Source organism: Paenarthrobacter sp. 4246 (assembly GCF_040546855.1).
Taxonomy (GTDB): Bacteria; Actinomycetota; Actinomycetes; order Actinomycetales; family Micrococcaceae; genus Arthrobacter.
The window spans coordinates 107037-122586 of sequence record NZ_JBEPOP010000004.1 but is presented as its reverse complement, the minus strand read 5'-3'; the positions used below and the strand labels follow the sequence as shown (position 1 = coordinate 122586).

Genomic DNA, 15550 nt, shown 5'->3' with positions numbered 1-15550 from the left:
ATGAATCCCAGGGGGTAGGTGGGATGTGAACCCCGCGGAAGTGTTAAGGCTCTCAGTGACCCGAAACACGGCGTCCCGGCGGATATCGCTAGGATGGGTGCTAGCCGTAAGCGGTCTACTCCAGGGTTACCAACCCACAGACGAATTCAGCATAGGAGTCACCATGCCCATTGCAACCCCAGAGATTTACTCCGAGATGATCGACCGCGCAAAGGCTGGCGGATTCGCTTTCCCCGCGGTCAACGTGACGTCGTCGCAGACTCTGAACGCTGCGATCCGCGGTTTCGCCGAGGCCGAATCCGATGGCATCATCCAGGTTTCCACCGGTGGCGCAGCCTACTGGTCCGGCGCCTCGATCAAGGACATGGTTGCGGGTTCCCTCGGCTTCGCAGCGTTCGCCCGCGAAGTTGCCAAGAACTACAACGTCAACATCGCCCTGCACACGGACCACTGCCCGCAGGACAAGCTGGCAGACTTCGTCCTCCCGCTGCTGGCCGCTTCGGAGGAAGCCGTCAAGGCCGGGAAGGACCCGATCTTCAACTCGCACATGTGGGATGGCTCGCACGAGGTGCTCTCCGAGAACCTGCGCATCGGCCGCGAACTGCTTGAGCGCGCTGCTGCTGCCAAGATCATCCTCGAAGTTGAAATCGGCACTGTTGGTGGCGAAGAAGACGGCGTTGAGAACGAAATCAACGAGAAGCTCTACACCACCACCGAAGACGCCCTCGCCACCATTGAGGCACTCGGAGCCGGCGAAAACGGCCGCTACCTCACCGCGCTGACCTTCGGCAACGTGCACGGCGTGTACAAGCCGGGCAACGTGAAGCTCCGCCCGGAACTGCTCAAGCAGATCCAGGCCGAGGTTGGTGCCAAGATCGGCAAGGAAAACCCGTTCGACCTGGTCTTCCACGGTGGCTCGGGCTCCACGGAGCAGGAAATCGCTGACGCCGTTTCCTACGGTGTTATCAAGATGAACATCGACACCGACACCCAGTACGCATTCACCCGCCCGGTGGCCGGCCACATGTTCTCCAACTACGACGGCGTGCTGAAGATCGACGGCGAAATGGGCAACAAGAAGACCTACGATCCCCGCGTCTGGGGCGCTTCCGCCGAAGCCGGCATGGCCGCGCGCATCGTCGAAGCCGCCCAGCAGCTCGGATCGGTGGGCAAGACCTTCTAATGTCCGACGAATTCCGGAAGAACCTGATGGGGCCGGAGCCCACGCTCCTGCCCGCCGAAACCGAGATCTACCAGCACCTGGCACTGGGCAACGAGGCGCTGGACCTGGTGGCCAAGAACCCCACGTCATCTCTTCTGTGGGCCATCCTCGCGGAAGAAGCCTGGGCCGAAGGCCGGACCATCGAGTCCTACGCCTACGCCCGCGTCGGCTACCACCGCGGCCTGGATTCCCTGCGCCGCAATGGTTGGCGCGGCGTCGGACCCATCCCGTGGGAGCACGAGCCCAACCAGGGCTTTCTGCGTGCTCTCTACGCTTTGGGCCGTGCCGCGTCGGCGATCGGCGAGGCTGAAGAGCCGGAGCGGATCGAGAAGTTCCTGAATGACTCCGACCCGAAGGCCAAGGCAGCGATCGAGGCCCGCTAGGACCCAAGCAAACAACGACGGCGACCCTCACCAAAAGGCGAGGGTCGCTGTCGTCGTTAACAGCGTTAGCCGAACAGCGTTAGTCCGTGACCGCCGAGTGCCGCGGCCGCCCCAACGGGACCACCAGCGGCGTGTGTGTCACGGGGTCATCGATGATCCGGCACGCCATGCCGAACACTTCCTCCACCAAGGACTCGGTGATCACGGCAGCGGGAGCACCCTCGGCCACCACCACGCCGTCCTTCATGGCGATGATGTGGTCCGCGTAGCGGCTGGCATGGTTGAGGTCGTGCAGCACGGCAACCAGCGTGTGGCCCTTGTCCAGGTTGAGCTCGCGGAACAGCTCCAACAGCTCGATCTGGTGCGCGATATCGAGGAACGTAGTGGGCTCGTCCAGGAGCATCAGCGGTGTCTGCTGGGCGAGGACCATGGCTACCCACACGCGCTGCCGCTGGCCGCCGGACAGTTCGTCCACCAGTCGGCCGGACAAGGAAGCGACGCCGGTGGCCTCCATCGCGTCAACCACAGCCGCTTCATCCGTCACGGACCATTGCCGGAGCAGCTTCTGGTGTGGGTATCGGCCGCGGGCGACGAGGTCTGCCACGGTGATGCCGTCGGGGGCGATGGAGGACTGGGGCAGCAGCCCGAGGCGGCGTGCCAGTTCTTTTGCCGGCAGGGTCGTCACTGATTTTCCGTCCAGCAGCACCTGTCCACTGCGGGGTTTGATGAGCCGGGCGAGGGCGCGCAGCAACGTGGATTTGCCGCAGGCGTTGGGCCCGACGATCACCGTGAACTGTCCCTCGGGAATGCGCACATTGAGGTTCTCGGAGATGATGCGTTGCTCATAGCCGATGGTCAGTGCTTCGGCATGGAGCTGTGGCGCGGCTGTAGTGAGGCTCATGATTTCCTTGCTTCCCTGGCCAGCAGCCAGACGAGGTAGATACCGCCGATGCACACCGTCACCACGCCCACCGGCAACTGGATCGGGGCGAACAAACGCTGGGCCGCGAGGTCGCTGGCCACCAGGAGGAAGGCGCCCATCACGGCGGAAGGCACCAGCGTGATGCCGGCGCTTCGGGTAAGACGACGGGCGAGCTGCGGTGCGGCCAAGGCGACAAACGCGATGGGACCGGCCACCGCAGTCACGGCTGCAGTCAACGCCACGCCCAGGATCAGCAACAGCAAACGGGTGGGTTCCGCCCGGACGCCCAAGGCCCGTGCGGCGTCGTCGCCCATTTCCAGAAGTTGCATGCGGCGTGCGGCGGCCAGCGTGGCCAAGCCAACCACAACAATCACGACGGCGGCAGGCGCCGCTTGCTCCCACGTGATGCCGTTGAGGGACCCGGCTCCCCAGACGGCTGCCGCCAAAGCGGCCTCAAGTTCTGCCTGCAGGATCAGCCAGTGGTTGAACGCGGCCAGCATCGCGCTGATGCCGATGCCCACGATGATGAGCCGGAATCCTTGGGAGCCTCGCCGGTAGGCCAGCAAATAGACGGCCAAAGCAGTGAGGATACCGCCTGCAAGTGCTCCTGCGGCAATGCCAAGATAGCCCCCGCCAAGGGTCAGCATGACGATGAGCGCCCCGGTGTAGGCGCCGGTATTGAAGCCGATGATGTCCGGGCTGCCCAAGGGATTCCGGGTCATGGACTGGAAGATGCCACCGCTCATACCAAGCGCGGCGCCGAATACCAGCGCCGCGAGTACCCGGGGGAGCCGCCACTCCATGACGATTGTTTGGGCCAGCCCGGGGGCATCACCTGTGAAGGCTTGCAGGACCTGTTGTACTGAAACGTCGTAGTCGCCGGTGGCCAAGCTGATGACAGCAACCGTCAGGGCGGCGAGGATCAACGGGACGCAGACAAGGATGCTGCGGACATCGAACCGGAGGCTCAGCGAACGGTTGCGAAGCAGGACAACGGGCCTGCCAACATCCAGGCGCGTCATAGCCCACTCACCTTCCGGCGCCGCGCCAACGCGATCAGCACGGGCGCCCCGATGAACGCCGTCACCACGCCTACCGGCAACTCGCCTGGCGCGGCTATCCTGCCCACCACGTCCGAGACCAACAGCAGGATGGGGGAGAGCAGCACGGTGGTTGCCAGGATCCATCGCTGGTCCGGCCCGACGATCCAGCGGGCAACGTGCGGAATCATGAGGCCCACGAAGCCGATGGCACCGGCACCGGCAGTTGCCGCACCGCTGAGGAGGGTGATGGCCACGACCCCCATGATCCGGGTGCGGTTGACACTGGCGCCGAGGGAGGTGGCAAGGTCGTCGCCCAGCGCCATGGCGTTAAGCCCCCCAACGCAGAACAAGGCGATAACCAGTCCCACGCCCATGAACGGCGCTACAGTCATCACCGATTCCATGCTCCGGGTGTCCAGCGAGCCAATGCTCCACGAGCGCAGGTGGTCAAACGCCTTGGGGTTCAGGAGCGTGAGTCCGGAGCCGATTCCCGTGAGGACCGCGCCCAAAGCAACACCGGCCAACGTCAGGCGGATCGGGTTCACCACGTTCCTGCCCGAGGTGCCGATCAAGTAGACGGCCGCGGTTGTCAGGATGGCGCCAAGGAACGCGAACCAGATGTAGCCGCTGAGGGATCCGATCCCGAAGACGCCAATGGCAATGACAATGGCGAACGACGCTCCCGCGTTGACGCCCAGGATGCCGGGATCGGCCAAAGGATTCCGCGTGATCGCCTGGATGAGCGCACCCGCCACGCCCAGGGCAACACCCACGGCGATGCCCGTCAACGTGCGCGGCAGCCGGTTTTGCAGGATGATCGCGTGATCGGCTGAGTCCTGCGGATTGGTGAAAGCATCGAAGACCGTTGGCGCAGGGATGAACTTGGCGCCGACGCCCAGGCTAAGGAGCACGGCACCCAGAAGAACTGCAGCCGCCAGGATCAGGAAGAGGACCCGCCAGCGGGATTTACTGACGACGCCGGAACGTTCGGTCGCGTGCCCGGCCGACGGCGAGGTGGCCGGTGGCCCGGGGCTCGGCTTCGGCGCAGGGGCCGTCATTTGGGACACAGCAGGGGACCGTTCCGGAGAGGTGGGGCAATGTGACGGTGCTTTTAGTGACTGTCGTCACAAGGTCACGGAAGTGTGACTTAATTAGGTTAGCCTTACTCCGTGAAAAATGACGATTTTGAAGTCCAGCCGCTTAAGGCTTCCCGCTTACGCAAGCTGGCCATGAAGGTGGCCGGAGTCGCTGTGGTGGCAGGCCTCCTTGCGGGCTGTGGCACCAGTGGTGGCTCAGGTTCGGCCGCCGGCAACGCCGACGTTGCCACCGGCGGCTCCAAGTTCACCACCGCGGACCAGGAAACAGCCAAGTTGGGCACCGACGCCGCTCCCGGCGTTTTCCCGCGCACCCTGAAGCACGCCAACGGCGAGACCACCCTGGAGAAGAAGCCCACCCGCGTGGTGGTCCTCGACACCGGCGAGTTGGATGACGTCGTGACCCTCGGCATCACGCCGGTGGGCATGGCCACTACTGAAGGCGCCAACCCTGTCCCCACCTACCTGGCTGACAAGGTCAAGGACGTGGCTTCGGTGGGCACAATCCAGGACCTCAACCTCGAAGCAATCGCTGCGCTGAAGCCGGACCTTATCCTGGGCAGCCAGCTCCGCGCCGACAAGCTGTACAAGCAGCTGTCCACCATCGCCCCCACGGTCTTCAGCATCCGTCCCGGATTCCCCTGGAAGGAAAACTTCCTCCTGGTGGGCAAGTCCCTGGGCGAGGAAGACAAGGCTGTCAAGGCGCTTAACGATTACCAGGCCGAGGCTGACGCCCTTAAGGCAGATGTGAAGGGCGATCCCAAGATCTCCCTGGTGCGCTTCCTCCCTGGCAAGATCCGCCTCTACGCCAACAAGTCGCTGATCGGTGTCATCCTGAAGGACGCCGGCCTGGCCCGCCCGGAGAACCAGAACATCGACGAACTCGCTGCCGAGATCTCGGCTGAGAATATCGAGCAAGGCGACGCCGATTGGATCTTCTACAGCAGCTACGGCGATCCCGCAGCAACCGGTGAAACGTCCGTGGTTGAGGGCGCTGTCTGGCCCAAGCTCGGCGCAGTCAAAGCCGGCCAGGCCAAGGCTGTCAGCGACGACGTCTGGTTCCTCGGCCTTGGCCCCACAGGCGCGCAGCTGATCCTCAAGGACCTCCGGAGCATGCTCGTCGGCTAACGCCTCCCCACCAAAAGCACCCCAACGACGACGGCGGCCCTCACCAGAAAAGTGAGGGCCGCCGTCGTACGTGCGTTGTGAGGCCCGGTCTGCGGGCTAATCCGAGGGATTGAGGCGCAAAGCGGGCCCCGCAACGGAAGGTTAATCAGGCCTTGCGGGGGATACCCGTACGTGCCATGGCCTCGGCGTAAGCACCGTGGATGGCGTCCAGGTATTCCTGCTGGCGGGCCGGGGTGCCGGCGAAGGAGCGGCCACCGAGCGAGCGGACCTTGAAGGTCTTGAAGCCGCGGCGCGCGATGCTGGCCGGTGCGGCCTTCATGAGCTGATCGGCCAGGCGGTGTGCCTCATTGCCGTGTGCCACCAGGGCGGAGGTGCGCGGCAGGAGCTGCAGGAGGCGCAGGAGCGGCTTGAGGCCCTCGGTGATGTTGGCCGGCGTGAGCTTGCCCGGTTCCTCGGAAGGTTCAATCCACGGGTACGCGTTCCAGGGCATCATGAGCTCGGGGCGCAGGCCCAGCTGCCACTGCATGCCCAGCATGCGGGTGGTGGCTTCTTCGTCGCCCGGGTTGATGAAACCCTCGCCGGTGGTGGTGCGCTGATTGGAGAAAAGGCTGACGATGCGGCAGTCATCCATGCTGTGGGCGGGGTCGATGTAGAGGACCTCGCTGCCCGGCTTCTGCACCTTGATGGAGTCGCACAGCTCGTTGACCTCGGCGATGTGCGGTTCGTAGCGGCGGTTCCAGAGGATTTCTTCGGGTGATTCAGTCGCCAGTTCTTGCATCAGGGGTTAGGTCTCCTAGGTGTTACAGCGCACCGTTCCAAGGGGCCGCGGGCATGCCGCAGCCGAACCTCAAAGGGTGCTGTTGGGGGCTAACTAACCTTACCGGACTATGGGGGTTAACGGGTCCTGCTCCGGCGCGCCCTTTAAATGCGACGCGGCGTGTTGCCCGGAAACGTGTCCGGGGTCTCGACGGCCGTGGCCCGCATCCGCCGAAGCAGCGCTGGAGTCCGTGGCGGGTGAACAGGGTCTGAAAACCACTTCCAAAGGTCAAAAGCGTTGACATACCTTCGCGGGGATGATGGGTTGTAACCAGTGGTTTTGGGGGAAACCAACGGGGGACCTCCACTTCCGGGCTCCGATCTCTTGATCGTTAGCATCACATCAATCGTGGGGGGTAATAGTGGTTGCATCGGCAGCATCACCAGAGACGGAACCGGATCATCGCGACGCCGTTCCCGGAAAGTCACCTAGAATCCGTGCCATCCTTGCCGGCGGGCTGGTGCTGGGGGTGGGCGCAGCGATCACCTTGGCAGCGTGGAATGACTCCGAGTTTGCCCAGGGAACCTTCACCGCCGGTGCGTTCAACCTTGAGGGCAGCACGGACGGGACCGCCTTCGGGGAGAACCCCGTTTCCGACCCGGCAACTCTTGGCTTCACTGCCGCGCCAGCCAACCTTGCGCCCGGCGATGTGGTCACAGCCCCCTTCGCGGTCAGGCTGGATGGCACCACAACCAACGATGCCACGGTCACTGTTTCCACGGAAGCGTCCACCGGAGCTTTGACCGGACTGACGTACTCGCTCACGCAGTCCACCGATTTCGGGTGCGCTGAACCTGTGACGGGAACGCTGGTGACAGCCGGGCAGGCATTGGGCACGACGCCGGGCAGCGTCACCTTCGCACTGACGCAAGGAGCCGGCACGGCCGACGGCGACGCCGTGAACCTCTGCTTCCGGATCACTGCCGATGATGACCTCGTCCAATCCCAATCCGGGACCACCACCTGGGAATTCGCCGCACAATCGCAGTAATCCATGGGCCGACGAGAAGCCGAAACCAAGCGCGGTGCGGCCCTGCTCCGCATACGCGCACTCCTTGCCGGGACCTTGGTGCTGGGGCTCGGGAGCTCCGTGACCCTGGCATCGTGGACCGACAGCGACTTCGCCACGGGTTCCTTCGGAGCGAGTGCGTTCGTTACCGAATCCAATGTCACCAAGCCGTACAGCGCCGCAGGGACGTGGAGTGCCAATGATGTATCGCCCGGTGCGGCGCTGGCCTTCACGGCAACTGCCATGAGCCCCGGAAGTGTGGGCTACGCGCCGTTCGCCATCAGGACCAAAGCAACTTCCGTGGCAGGCGAAGTGGTACTTGGTGTACCTGTGGTGACCAGCAGCGGCATCGGCACTGCTGATCTGGGCGCCGCCCTGCGCTACAGGGTGGTTCGTTCTGCGACGTGCGAGGCCGCGTCGTTTACTGGGTCGCCAACGTTCGTGGTGGGCAGCGACGGCGCCAAACCGTTCACGCAAGGGCAAGCGGCCGGCGTCGTCAATCCCCTGGCCGCCGCGACAGCAACGCTGCCCGGGGCGCCCACGCAGTTCTGCTTCGAAGTGACGCTTCCGGCTGGCGCCAACAATGCCCTGCAGGGCCAAACCGCCACCGCTACCTGGCAATTTACTGCCACCTCAAGCTCATGAGCCGCCGTCGGATCCGTGGCGGTCTGCAGGAAACCGTGTTGAACATCGCTGCGGCGGGCGGCGCGGTGTGTATCCTCGCGGTGGTTTGCGCGCTGCTGTTCAACATCACGTTGATCATGTTCAAGACGGGGTCCATGTCACCGGCAATTCCGGCCGGTTCACTGGCCGTGGTCCGCGGGATCCCGGCGGATGAGATCGCCGTTGGCGATGTGGTGACCGTGGACAGGCCCGGGAAGCTGCCCATCACGCACAGGGTCCAATCGATTGTGCCTGCGGACGGAACCGCGCGAACGATCACCATGAAGGGCGATGCCAACGCCGAAGCCGATCCAGCGCCCTACACCGTGGAGAAAGCCCGACTGGTCCTCTGGTCCGTACCGGGGCTCGCGCACCCGCTGGCCGCGGCCGCCAACCCTGTGGTCCTTGGCGCCACCACCGTGGCCGTGTCCGCGTTGGTGACCTGGGTGCTGTGGCCACGGAGCCCAAGCCGACGCAAGACCGGGCAGCATGCCGCGGCGTAACTCAGTGGGGATGGCGGGTTTGCTGGGCGCACTGATGCTGGGCGCCGCGCTTGCCGCTCCGGCAGGTGCAGTCACTGTTGCCGCCAACAGCGACCCGTCCGGCTGGTTGGAGCTCGACGCCGGTCCGGCCGGCCAGGTGCATCGGCTCACCCCGGGCGGGAGCGCAGATTGGGCCATGGACGTCACTGTCCGTGGTGAGCCGGCCGCCTCCCTCGAAGTCGGGCTGATATCGGAGCCGGTGGCAACAGATGTGCTGCGGGACTTCCTCAGCGTTGAACTCCAGTCCTGCGCCCAACCTTGGATCGGAAATTCCTGCGCCGACGGCCACCGCGTGTTGATGCACCGGACATCGCTGAACAGTGTGGGTGGGGTGCGGGTGGACCTCATGGGCCCTGGCAGCTCCGAATCGGCCGATGCCCACGTCCTGCTGACGGCAACCTTGGCGGAAGATGTTCCCCGTGAAGTGCAGGGGAGCCGGACGCAGATCGTTGTGGGCTTTCACGGTTCAGGGGACGGGGATGGCAACGGTGCTGGAGCGGGCGGCGGCAACGGTGCTGGAGCGGGCGGCGGGGCCGGTTCAGGTGGGAACGCCGGGAGTGGAGGCTTTCCGGGAAACCCGGCCGGGCCGTCGTCGGGCGCTCTGGCCGATACGGGGTTTCGGCTGGGAGGATTCGCGCTCCTTGGCGTCGTTGCGGTCGCGGCCGGTTTCGGGCTGGCCCGGCTGCGGGGTGGTGTGCAGTGACTGTGTTCAAGCGGGCGCGGGTGGGACTATTGCTGGCGTTGCCCCTTGCCGTGGTGTTTTCGGTGGTGAACCCGCCGTCCGTCACGGAGGCGGCTTGGCAGCGGGGGCAGTTTTCGGCAGGCAGTTTCGGGACGGTGACCATTCCAGCGCCCACGCTGAATGGCCAGTGCACCTATGATCCCGGTTTTCTTGGCGCCGGTGCTTACGTTCGTATTCTTTGGAAACCACCAGCGGGATACACCTTGGCCAACGCCGAAGTGCAGGTGTCCACCAGCGGGCTGGGATCGGCCTTGGCTCCACTGACGGGGTATAACTTGGCCGGCAATACCACGGGGAATGCCACCTCCGGATACGTCACGGACGTCCAGACCAACCTGTTGGGCGGGTTCTTGGGCCTGGGAACGGAGCTTCAAATCGCCATCGTGATCAAGGACCTCGGGTGGACGTCCAAGTCCGCCTCCGTCGCCTCGAACGCCGGCTTGGTGGGCGGTCTCGGCGGAAACTGCCGGAATCTGCCCGCGGCGTAGTGGTCGCAAGCCTGCCGAAGTTTCCCTCGGGAAAACTTCACCCGGCCGCCTTTCAAGACGCCTTGACACCATTGAAACCGGCGTCATCGGCTAAACTTGGCTGGTAAGAGCCCCGAACTCTTGCGTATGCCAGCCCTCATGGCAGGCTGCACCGGTATCGTCGGGGCATTCTCATGTACGGCGCCAATCCATCGCGGCTTGGCCCGAAAGAATGGGGGAGGATCCCATGCCCGCTATCGTGATCGTCGGAGCCCAGTGGGGCGACGAAGGCAAAGGCAAAGCAACCGATCTGCTCGGTGGCCGCGTTGACTACGTGGTCAAGCCCAACGGCGGTAACAACGCCGGGCACACCGTGGTTGTTGGCGGTGAGAAGTATGAGCTGAAGCTCCTTCCCGCGGGCATCCTGAGCCCCAACGCCATTCCTATTATTGGCAACGGCTGCGTGGTGAACCTCGAGGCCCTGTTCCAGGAGATCGACGGCCTCGAAGCCCGTGGCGCGGATACGTCCCGCCTGCGCGTCTCGGCCAACGCCCACCTGGTTGCGCCCTACCACCAGGTTCTGGACAAGGTGACTGAGCGTTTCCTTGGCAGCCGCGCCATCGGTACCACCGGCCGTGGCATCGGCCCCGCCTACATGGACAAGGTGGCCCGCCTGGGCATCCGGGTCCAGGATGTCTTCGACGAGTCCATCCTCCGCCAAAAGGTGGAAGGCTCGCTGCGCCAGAAGAATGAACTCCTGGTCAAGGTCTACAACCGCCGTGACATCGTGGTGGACGAGATCGTGGAGTACTTCCTCGCCTTCGCTGAGCGCCTGCGTCCGCTGGTCATCGACAGCACGCTGGTCCTCAACAACGCCCTGGACGAGGGCAAGGTTGTGCTCATGGAAGGTGGCCAGGCAACGTTCCTGGACGTCGATCACGGCACCTACCCGTTCGTCACCTCGTCCAACCCCACGGCAGGCGGCGCTTCGGTCGGCTCCGGCATTGGTCCCACCCGCATCTCACGCTCCATCGGCATCATCAAGGCGTACACCACCCGTGTTGGCGCAGGACCGTTCCCCACGGAACTGTTCGACGACATGGGCGTTTACCTGCAGAAGACCGGTGGCGAGTTCGGCGTGAACACCGGCCGTCCCCGCCGTTGCGGTTGGTACGACGCCGTCCTGGCCCGCCACGCTGCCCGCGTGAACGGCTTCACGGACTACTTCGTCACCAAGCTGGACGTCCTCACGGGCATCGAGCAGATCCCCGTCTGCGTTGCCTACGACGTCGACGGTGTTCGCCACGACGAAATGCCCATGACGCAGACGGAGTTCCACCACGCAGTGCCCGTCTTCGAGTACTTTGACGGCTGGACCGAGGACATCACCGGCGCCCGCACGCTTGAAGACCTCCCGGAGAACGCCCGCAACTACGTGCTGGCCCTGGAAAAGCTCTCCGGCACGCGCTTCTCGGCAATCGGCGTCGGCCCGGACCGCGACCAGACGATTGTTGTTCACGACCTGATCAACGACTAAGTCTTACTCAACCACGACGACGGCGGGTCACCTTGGTTCCTCACGGAACCGACCGGTGTCCCGCCGTCGTCGTCTCAGGGGTGAGGACGCGACCCGCCGGGCGGGGTCTGCGACCGGCCGCAGCATGGCGCCGTCGAATGGCGTACTCGGCCACCACCAGGTTGATGACCCAGGACGCCCCCATCAGGACTGCACGCGTGGTCTCGTCGGTGGGGCCCACCATCAGGATCCACGGCAGCAGCACCAGGGCTTGCGTTCCAGCTCCCAGTGCGATGGCGTAGGCGCGCGTCATCCAGGCTCCGTGCGCAGCGAAGTCCCGTCGGCGGATCGCCAGGACTCCGAGGATGATGCCCAAAACCATGGCAGTACCAAAGATCATCCGAAGAACCAGCAGTGCCTCACCGTCAGTTTCCGGCAGGGCGTAGAACAGGGACATCCACAGGCCGGACAGGCCGGCGAGCAGCCCCGCAGGAATTAGGATACGCCCGGATATTTCATGCCAGGACCGCCTGCCTCGGCGAAGTCCGGTGACCCGCCTCAGGGCAGGGACGAACTGAAAAGCCCCCAGCAGGCTGTACACCGTGACTGTGACGATGTGTGCTATCACCGGGATGGGCGAGGCGAAGAACCTGGCATTCTCCGGAGTGACGGCTGCGCCACCAGTCAGCTGAGTAAGACGCGCCGCGCCGGCGACGACAGGAATGAGGCTGAGGGCAATCAGCGCCGCAGGCACGGCCCACCCCATGCGGCGACTCCGGAAAGATGTGGTGGTTTTCGATCGCATGGCTCCGCCTCGAGGCTCTTGGTGTACGGCGTACACCTTTATGATCGAAACACTAGGTGTACGCTGTATACCTGTCAAGGCCATGCCCGGACCTTGGCTGAGAAGGGGGAGGGACGAACACATGACCCAGCTGGCGGAGGCCGCGCGGCGCGTGCCCTTGAACCGCGACCGAGTGCTGCAAGCTGCCGTCACGCTCGCTGACGAAGTAGGTCTCGAATCACTGAGTATGCGCCGGCTTGCCCAAGAACTCGGCGTAGTTCCGATGGCGCTCTACAAGCACGTCGCCAATAAGGAAGAACTCCTGGACGGCATGGTGGACACCATCGTCGGCGAGATCGACCCACCTGTGCCCGATGCCCCGTGGAAGACCATGGTCCGTCTACGGGTGCTTTCGGCCAGGGTGGCGCTCCTTCGACATCCTTGGGCCCGCCCTGTCATCGAAACCCGCACCAACACCACGCCGGCGGTCCTCGAATACATGGACTCCTTCGTGGGCATGTTCCTGGCGGGCGGATTCTCCGAGGACCTGACGCACCACGTGATGCATGCCCTGGGTAGTCGGATGTGGGGGTTCACCCAAGAGGTCTTTGACGCCTCGGCAGGGAAAGGCACCAAGGACCAGCCACGTATCACGGCGGAAGCCCAGGCTGCGATGGCCCGGCACATGGAGGAGAGCTATCCCAATCTATTTCGGATCGCTGTGGCGGCAGCGCATGACGAAGAGTCTGTGGTGGGGAATGGCTGTGACGACCAGTTCGAGTTCGAGTTTGCCCTGGACCTGCTTCTTGACGGATTCGAGCGACTCCACCAACGGAACTGGACATCAGGCGGGGGTAAGCGCGCATGAGCACAGTGGCTGAAGAAGGAGTCGGGTTCCGATCCCGGCGGGGACCTATTCTGATTGCACTGATGCTCGCGACGGGCCTGGTGGCGATCGATGCCACCATTGTTGCCACGGCGGTGCCGTCAATTGTGGAGGACATTGGCGGTTTTGCCTCGTTCCCCTGGCTCTTTTCTGCGTACCTGTTGGCGCAGGCGGTCTCGGTGCCCGTCTATGCCAAACTCTCGGACGTTGTGGGACGTAAGCCGATGATTTTGGGCGGGATTGGCCTGTTCCTGCTTGGCTCGATTCTCTGCGGGCTGGCCTGGAGCATGCCGGCGCTCATCGCGTTCCGGGTCCTTCAAGGCCTCGGTGCGGGGGCAGTCCAACCTGTGGCGATCACGATTGCCGGCGATATCTACACGCTGGCTGAGCGGGCCAAAGTTCAGGGTTACCTGGCCAGCGTGTGGGCGGTTTCCTCCGTGGTGGGACCAACGTTGGGAGGCGTTTTCGCATCGCTGGGAATCTGGCGCGGGATCTTCCTCATCAACATCCCGTTGTGCCTTCTGGCGGGTTGGATGCTCCTGCGGACCTTCCACGAGGAGGTGGAGCGGACCAGGCACCGCATCGACTATTTGGGGGCGGGGCTGCTGACGGTTTCGTTGAGCCTGCTCATTCTGGGGGCGCTTCAGGGCGGCCAGGCATGGCCTTGGGACTCCGCGATCAGCATCTCTGTTTTTGCCGGCGGGGCCATGTTGTTCGCAGCGTTTCTCTTGGTGGAAAGGAAGGCTGCTGAGCCGGTCCTGCCACCTTGGGTTGTCTCCCGCAGGCTGCTGGCGACGACGGCGATGATCTCTTTCGGCGTTGGTGCCGTCATGCTTGGGCTTACTTCCTACGTCCCAACGTTCCTGGAAGGGTCCCTGAAAACCTCACCCCTTTTGGCCGGGCTCGCCTTGGCAGCCTTGACCATTGGCTGGCCCATCAGTGCGTCTCAAGCCGGCCGGTTGTATCTCCGGATCGGATTTCGGAACACAGGCATCATCGGCATCGTGATTACGGTCATCGGCACGGCTGTCCTTGCCGTCACGGCCTCATCGCCCAGCGTCATCCTGGTGGCGGTGGCGTGCTTCATCGTTGGACTCGGACTCGGGCTGGTGGCAACGCCGAGCCTCATTGCCGCGCAAACCAGCGTCAAATGGAACGAACGCGGGGTGGTCACGGGTACCAACCTGTTTGCCCGTTCCATCGGCAGTTCCATTGGCGTGGCCGTTTTCGGTGCCATTGCCAACGCTATCTATGCCAACGGCGCCAGCGGCGGTCCCGATCCGCAAACCACCGTTTCGGCCTCGACTGCGGTATTCGTGGCTGTGCTTGTCAGCGCAGTCCTTACTGTAGCTGCGGTGCTGGCGATGCCTGCTGAGGGGAAGGGCAACACCGCCGAACCGGCCGCGAAGCCCAGCTCGGAACCCGCGAACGATTAGTCTCGAAGGCATGGATGAACTGATCACCGGCACCTTGGAAAAGTTGTTTGAAGGAACCGTCTGGGCGGAGGGTCCTCTCTGGATTCCGCAGTCGCAGACCGTTCGTTGGAGCGACATTCCCAACAACAGGATCCTTGAGTTCTCGCCTTCTACCGGCGCGACGCGCGAGTACGCCGCCGGCGTCGAATACACCAACGGGCGGACGCTGGACCGTGACGGCAGCGTGGTGCAGTGCAGCCACGGCCGCAGGCGCATTGAGCGGGACCACGACGGCGTGGTGACGCCGATCGTTGAAGCGTTCGGTGAGCATCGGCTCAACTCGCCCAACGATGTTGTCGTGGCTGGGGATGGCACAGTCTGGTTTACCGATCCTCCCTATGGAATTCTTCCCGGGACGGTGGAAGGGCACGAAGGTGAGCAGGAGTACGGCGGTTGCTACGTCTTCCGCTTCGACCCGGAAACGGAAGAGCTGACTCCCGTGGTCACGGATCTGGTCCACCCCAACGGGCTGGCGTTCTCCCCGGATGAGTCGCTCCTGTATGTGGCTGACACGGCGGGTCCGGCCTTGGGAGTGCCGTTCCGGATTGCTGTCTACCCGGTCAACGGTGGCTCGTGCGGCACTGGCAGCACATTCGTTGAGCTCGAAGACGATTCGGCCTCGGACGGCTTCCGTGTGGACATCGAGGGTCGCGTGTGGACATCGGCGGGCTCGTCAGTGCGCGTCTACGCCCCCAGCGGTGCGCTGCTGGCCGCCGTCGAAGTCCCTGAAAAGGTCTCCAATCTCTGCTTCGGAGGGGCCGACGGTCAAGATCTTTACCTCACAGCCACAACGTCCTTGTACCGGCTCCGGACCTCGACACGGGACACGACCATGAGAGTACCCTGAACACAGCACC

General features: G+C 64.1%; 17 protein-coding genes. 12 read left to right on the top strand and 5 right to left on the bottom strand.

Features of this window, described 5'->3' with window-relative positions; translation table 11 throughout:
• The first annotated feature begins 163 nt into the window (after window positions 1–163).
• Entirely contained in the window at window positions 164–1183 is a 1020-nt protein-coding gene (fbaA, locus tag ABIE35_RS08455) for a class II fructose-bisphosphate aldolase (protein WP_354514031.1), read from the top strand.
• Complete coding sequence (locus tag ABIE35_RS08450; RefSeq protein WP_354514029.1) at window positions 1183–1605, top strand: DUF3151 domain-containing protein; 423 nt, start codon at window positions 1183–1185, stop codon at window positions 1603–1605. Before fbaA ends, ABIE35_RS08450 begins: the two co-directional genes overlap by 1 nt.
• Window positions 1606–1684: 79 nt before the next feature.
• Here the strand turns inward: ABIE35_RS08450 and ABIE35_RS08445 are convergent, their stop codons facing one another.
• From ABIE35_RS08445 to ABIE35_RS08435, 3 genes are read right to left on the bottom strand one after another with little or no spacing between them, the layout of a single operon-like run.
• Window positions 1685–2506 carry an ABC transporter ATP-binding protein gene (locus ABIE35_RS08445; protein ID WP_354514027.1) on the bottom strand — a complete coding sequence of 274 codons (822 nt, stop codon included), beginning with the start codon at window positions 2504–2506 and terminating at the stop codon, window positions 1685–1687.
• The gene (fepG, locus tag ABIE35_RS08440; protein WP_354514026.1) at window positions 2503–3549 is read right to left on the bottom strand and encodes an iron-enterobactin ABC transporter permease; all 1047 of its coding nucleotides are present in this window, start codon (window positions 3547–3549) and stop codon (window positions 2503–2505) included. The genes ABIE35_RS08445 and fepG overlap by 4 nt, the downstream gene beginning before the upstream one ends.
• Window positions 3546–4628, bottom strand: a complete 1083-nt coding sequence (locus ABIE35_RS08435; RefSeq protein WP_354514025.1) for an iron chelate uptake ABC transporter family permease subunit — start codon at window positions 4626–4628, stop codon at window positions 3546–3548. The genes fepG and ABIE35_RS08435 overlap by 4 nt, the downstream gene beginning before the upstream one ends.
• Before the next feature lie 111 nt (window positions 4629–4739).
• On the opposite strand from ABIE35_RS08435, the gene ABIE35_RS08430 reads away from it, so the two are divergent.
• Window positions 4740–5792, top strand: a complete 1053-nt coding sequence (locus ABIE35_RS08430) for an ABC transporter substrate-binding protein (protein WP_502921374.1) — start codon at window positions 4740–4742, stop codon at window positions 5790–5792.
• A gap of 145 nt (window positions 5793–5937) precedes the next feature.
• On the opposite strand, the gene ABIE35_RS08425 is transcribed toward ABIE35_RS08430, so the two are convergent.
• Window positions 5938–6570: a uracil-DNA glycosylase gene (locus tag ABIE35_RS08425; protein WP_354228844.1), complete on the bottom strand. Its 633-nt coding sequence runs from the start codon at window positions 6568–6570 to the stop codon at window positions 5938–5940.
• A gap of 400 nt (window positions 6571–6970) precedes the next feature.
• On the opposite strand from ABIE35_RS08425, the gene ABIE35_RS08420 reads away from it, so the two are divergent.
• From ABIE35_RS08420 to ABIE35_RS08395, 6 genes are all read left to right on the top strand, one after another.
• Window positions 6971–7600, top strand: a complete 630-nt coding sequence (locus ABIE35_RS08420) for a SipW-dependent-type signal peptide-containing protein (RefSeq protein WP_354514024.1) — start codon at window positions 6971–6973, stop codon at window positions 7598–7600.
• A gap of 3 nt (window positions 7601–7603) precedes the next feature.
• Window positions 7604–8263, top strand: a complete 660-nt coding sequence (locus ABIE35_RS08415; protein ID WP_354514022.1) for a SipW-dependent-type signal peptide-containing protein — start codon at window positions 7604–7606, stop codon at window positions 8261–8263.
• Window positions 8260–8784, top strand: coding sequence for a signal peptidase I (locus tag ABIE35_RS08410; RefSeq protein WP_354514020.1), 525 nt, complete (start codon window positions 8260–8262; stop codon window positions 8782–8784). The genes ABIE35_RS08415 and ABIE35_RS08410 overlap by 4 nt, the downstream gene beginning before the upstream one ends.
• Window positions 8771–9526 carry a hypothetical protein gene (locus tag ABIE35_RS08405; protein WP_354514018.1) on the top strand — a complete coding sequence of 252 codons (756 nt, stop codon included), beginning with the start codon at window positions 8771–8773 and terminating at the stop codon, window positions 9524–9526. The genes ABIE35_RS08410 and ABIE35_RS08405 overlap by 14 nt, the downstream gene beginning before the upstream one ends.
• Complete coding sequence (locus tag ABIE35_RS08400; RefSeq protein WP_354514017.1) at window positions 9523–10053, top strand: hypothetical protein; 531 nt, start codon at window positions 9523–9525, stop codon at window positions 10051–10053. Before ABIE35_RS08405 ends, ABIE35_RS08400 begins: the two co-directional genes overlap by 4 nt.
• A 226-nt stretch (window positions 10054–10279) precedes the next feature.
• Complete coding sequence (locus tag ABIE35_RS08395) at window positions 10280–11569, top strand: adenylosuccinate synthase (RefSeq protein WP_026005435.1); 1290 nt, start codon at window positions 10280–10282, stop codon at window positions 11567–11569.
• A 40-nt stretch (window positions 11570–11609) separates the two neighbouring features.
• Here the strand turns inward: ABIE35_RS08395 and ABIE35_RS08390 are convergent, their stop codons facing one another.
• Window positions 11610–12353, bottom strand: a complete 744-nt coding sequence (locus ABIE35_RS08390; RefSeq protein WP_354514015.1) for a DUF2306 domain-containing protein — start codon at window positions 12351–12353, stop codon at window positions 11610–11612.
• Between the two features lie 121 nt (window positions 12354–12474).
• Between ABIE35_RS08390 and ABIE35_RS08385 the strand changes: the two genes are divergently transcribed.
• The 3 genes from ABIE35_RS08385 to ABIE35_RS08375 are packed head-to-tail and all read left to right on the top strand — an operon-like array spanning window position 12475 to window position 15540.
• Window positions 12475–13200: a TetR/AcrR family transcriptional regulator C-terminal domain-containing protein gene (locus ABIE35_RS08385; RefSeq protein WP_354514013.1), complete on the top strand. Its 726-nt coding sequence runs from the start codon at window positions 12475–12477 to the stop codon at window positions 13198–13200.
• Complete coding sequence (locus ABIE35_RS08380) at window positions 13197–14654, top strand: MFS transporter (RefSeq protein ID WP_354514011.1); 1458 nt, start codon at window positions 13197–13199, stop codon at window positions 14652–14654. The genes ABIE35_RS08385 and ABIE35_RS08380 overlap by 4 nt, the downstream gene beginning before the upstream one ends.
• A 10-nt stretch (window positions 14655–14664) precedes the next feature.
• On the top strand, window positions 14665–15540 hold the full coding sequence (locus ABIE35_RS08375; RefSeq protein ID WP_354514009.1) for an SMP-30/gluconolactonase/LRE family protein: 876 nt from the start codon (window positions 14665–14667) through the stop codon (window positions 15538–15540).
• The last annotated feature ends 10 nt before the right edge of the window (window positions 15541–15550 follow it).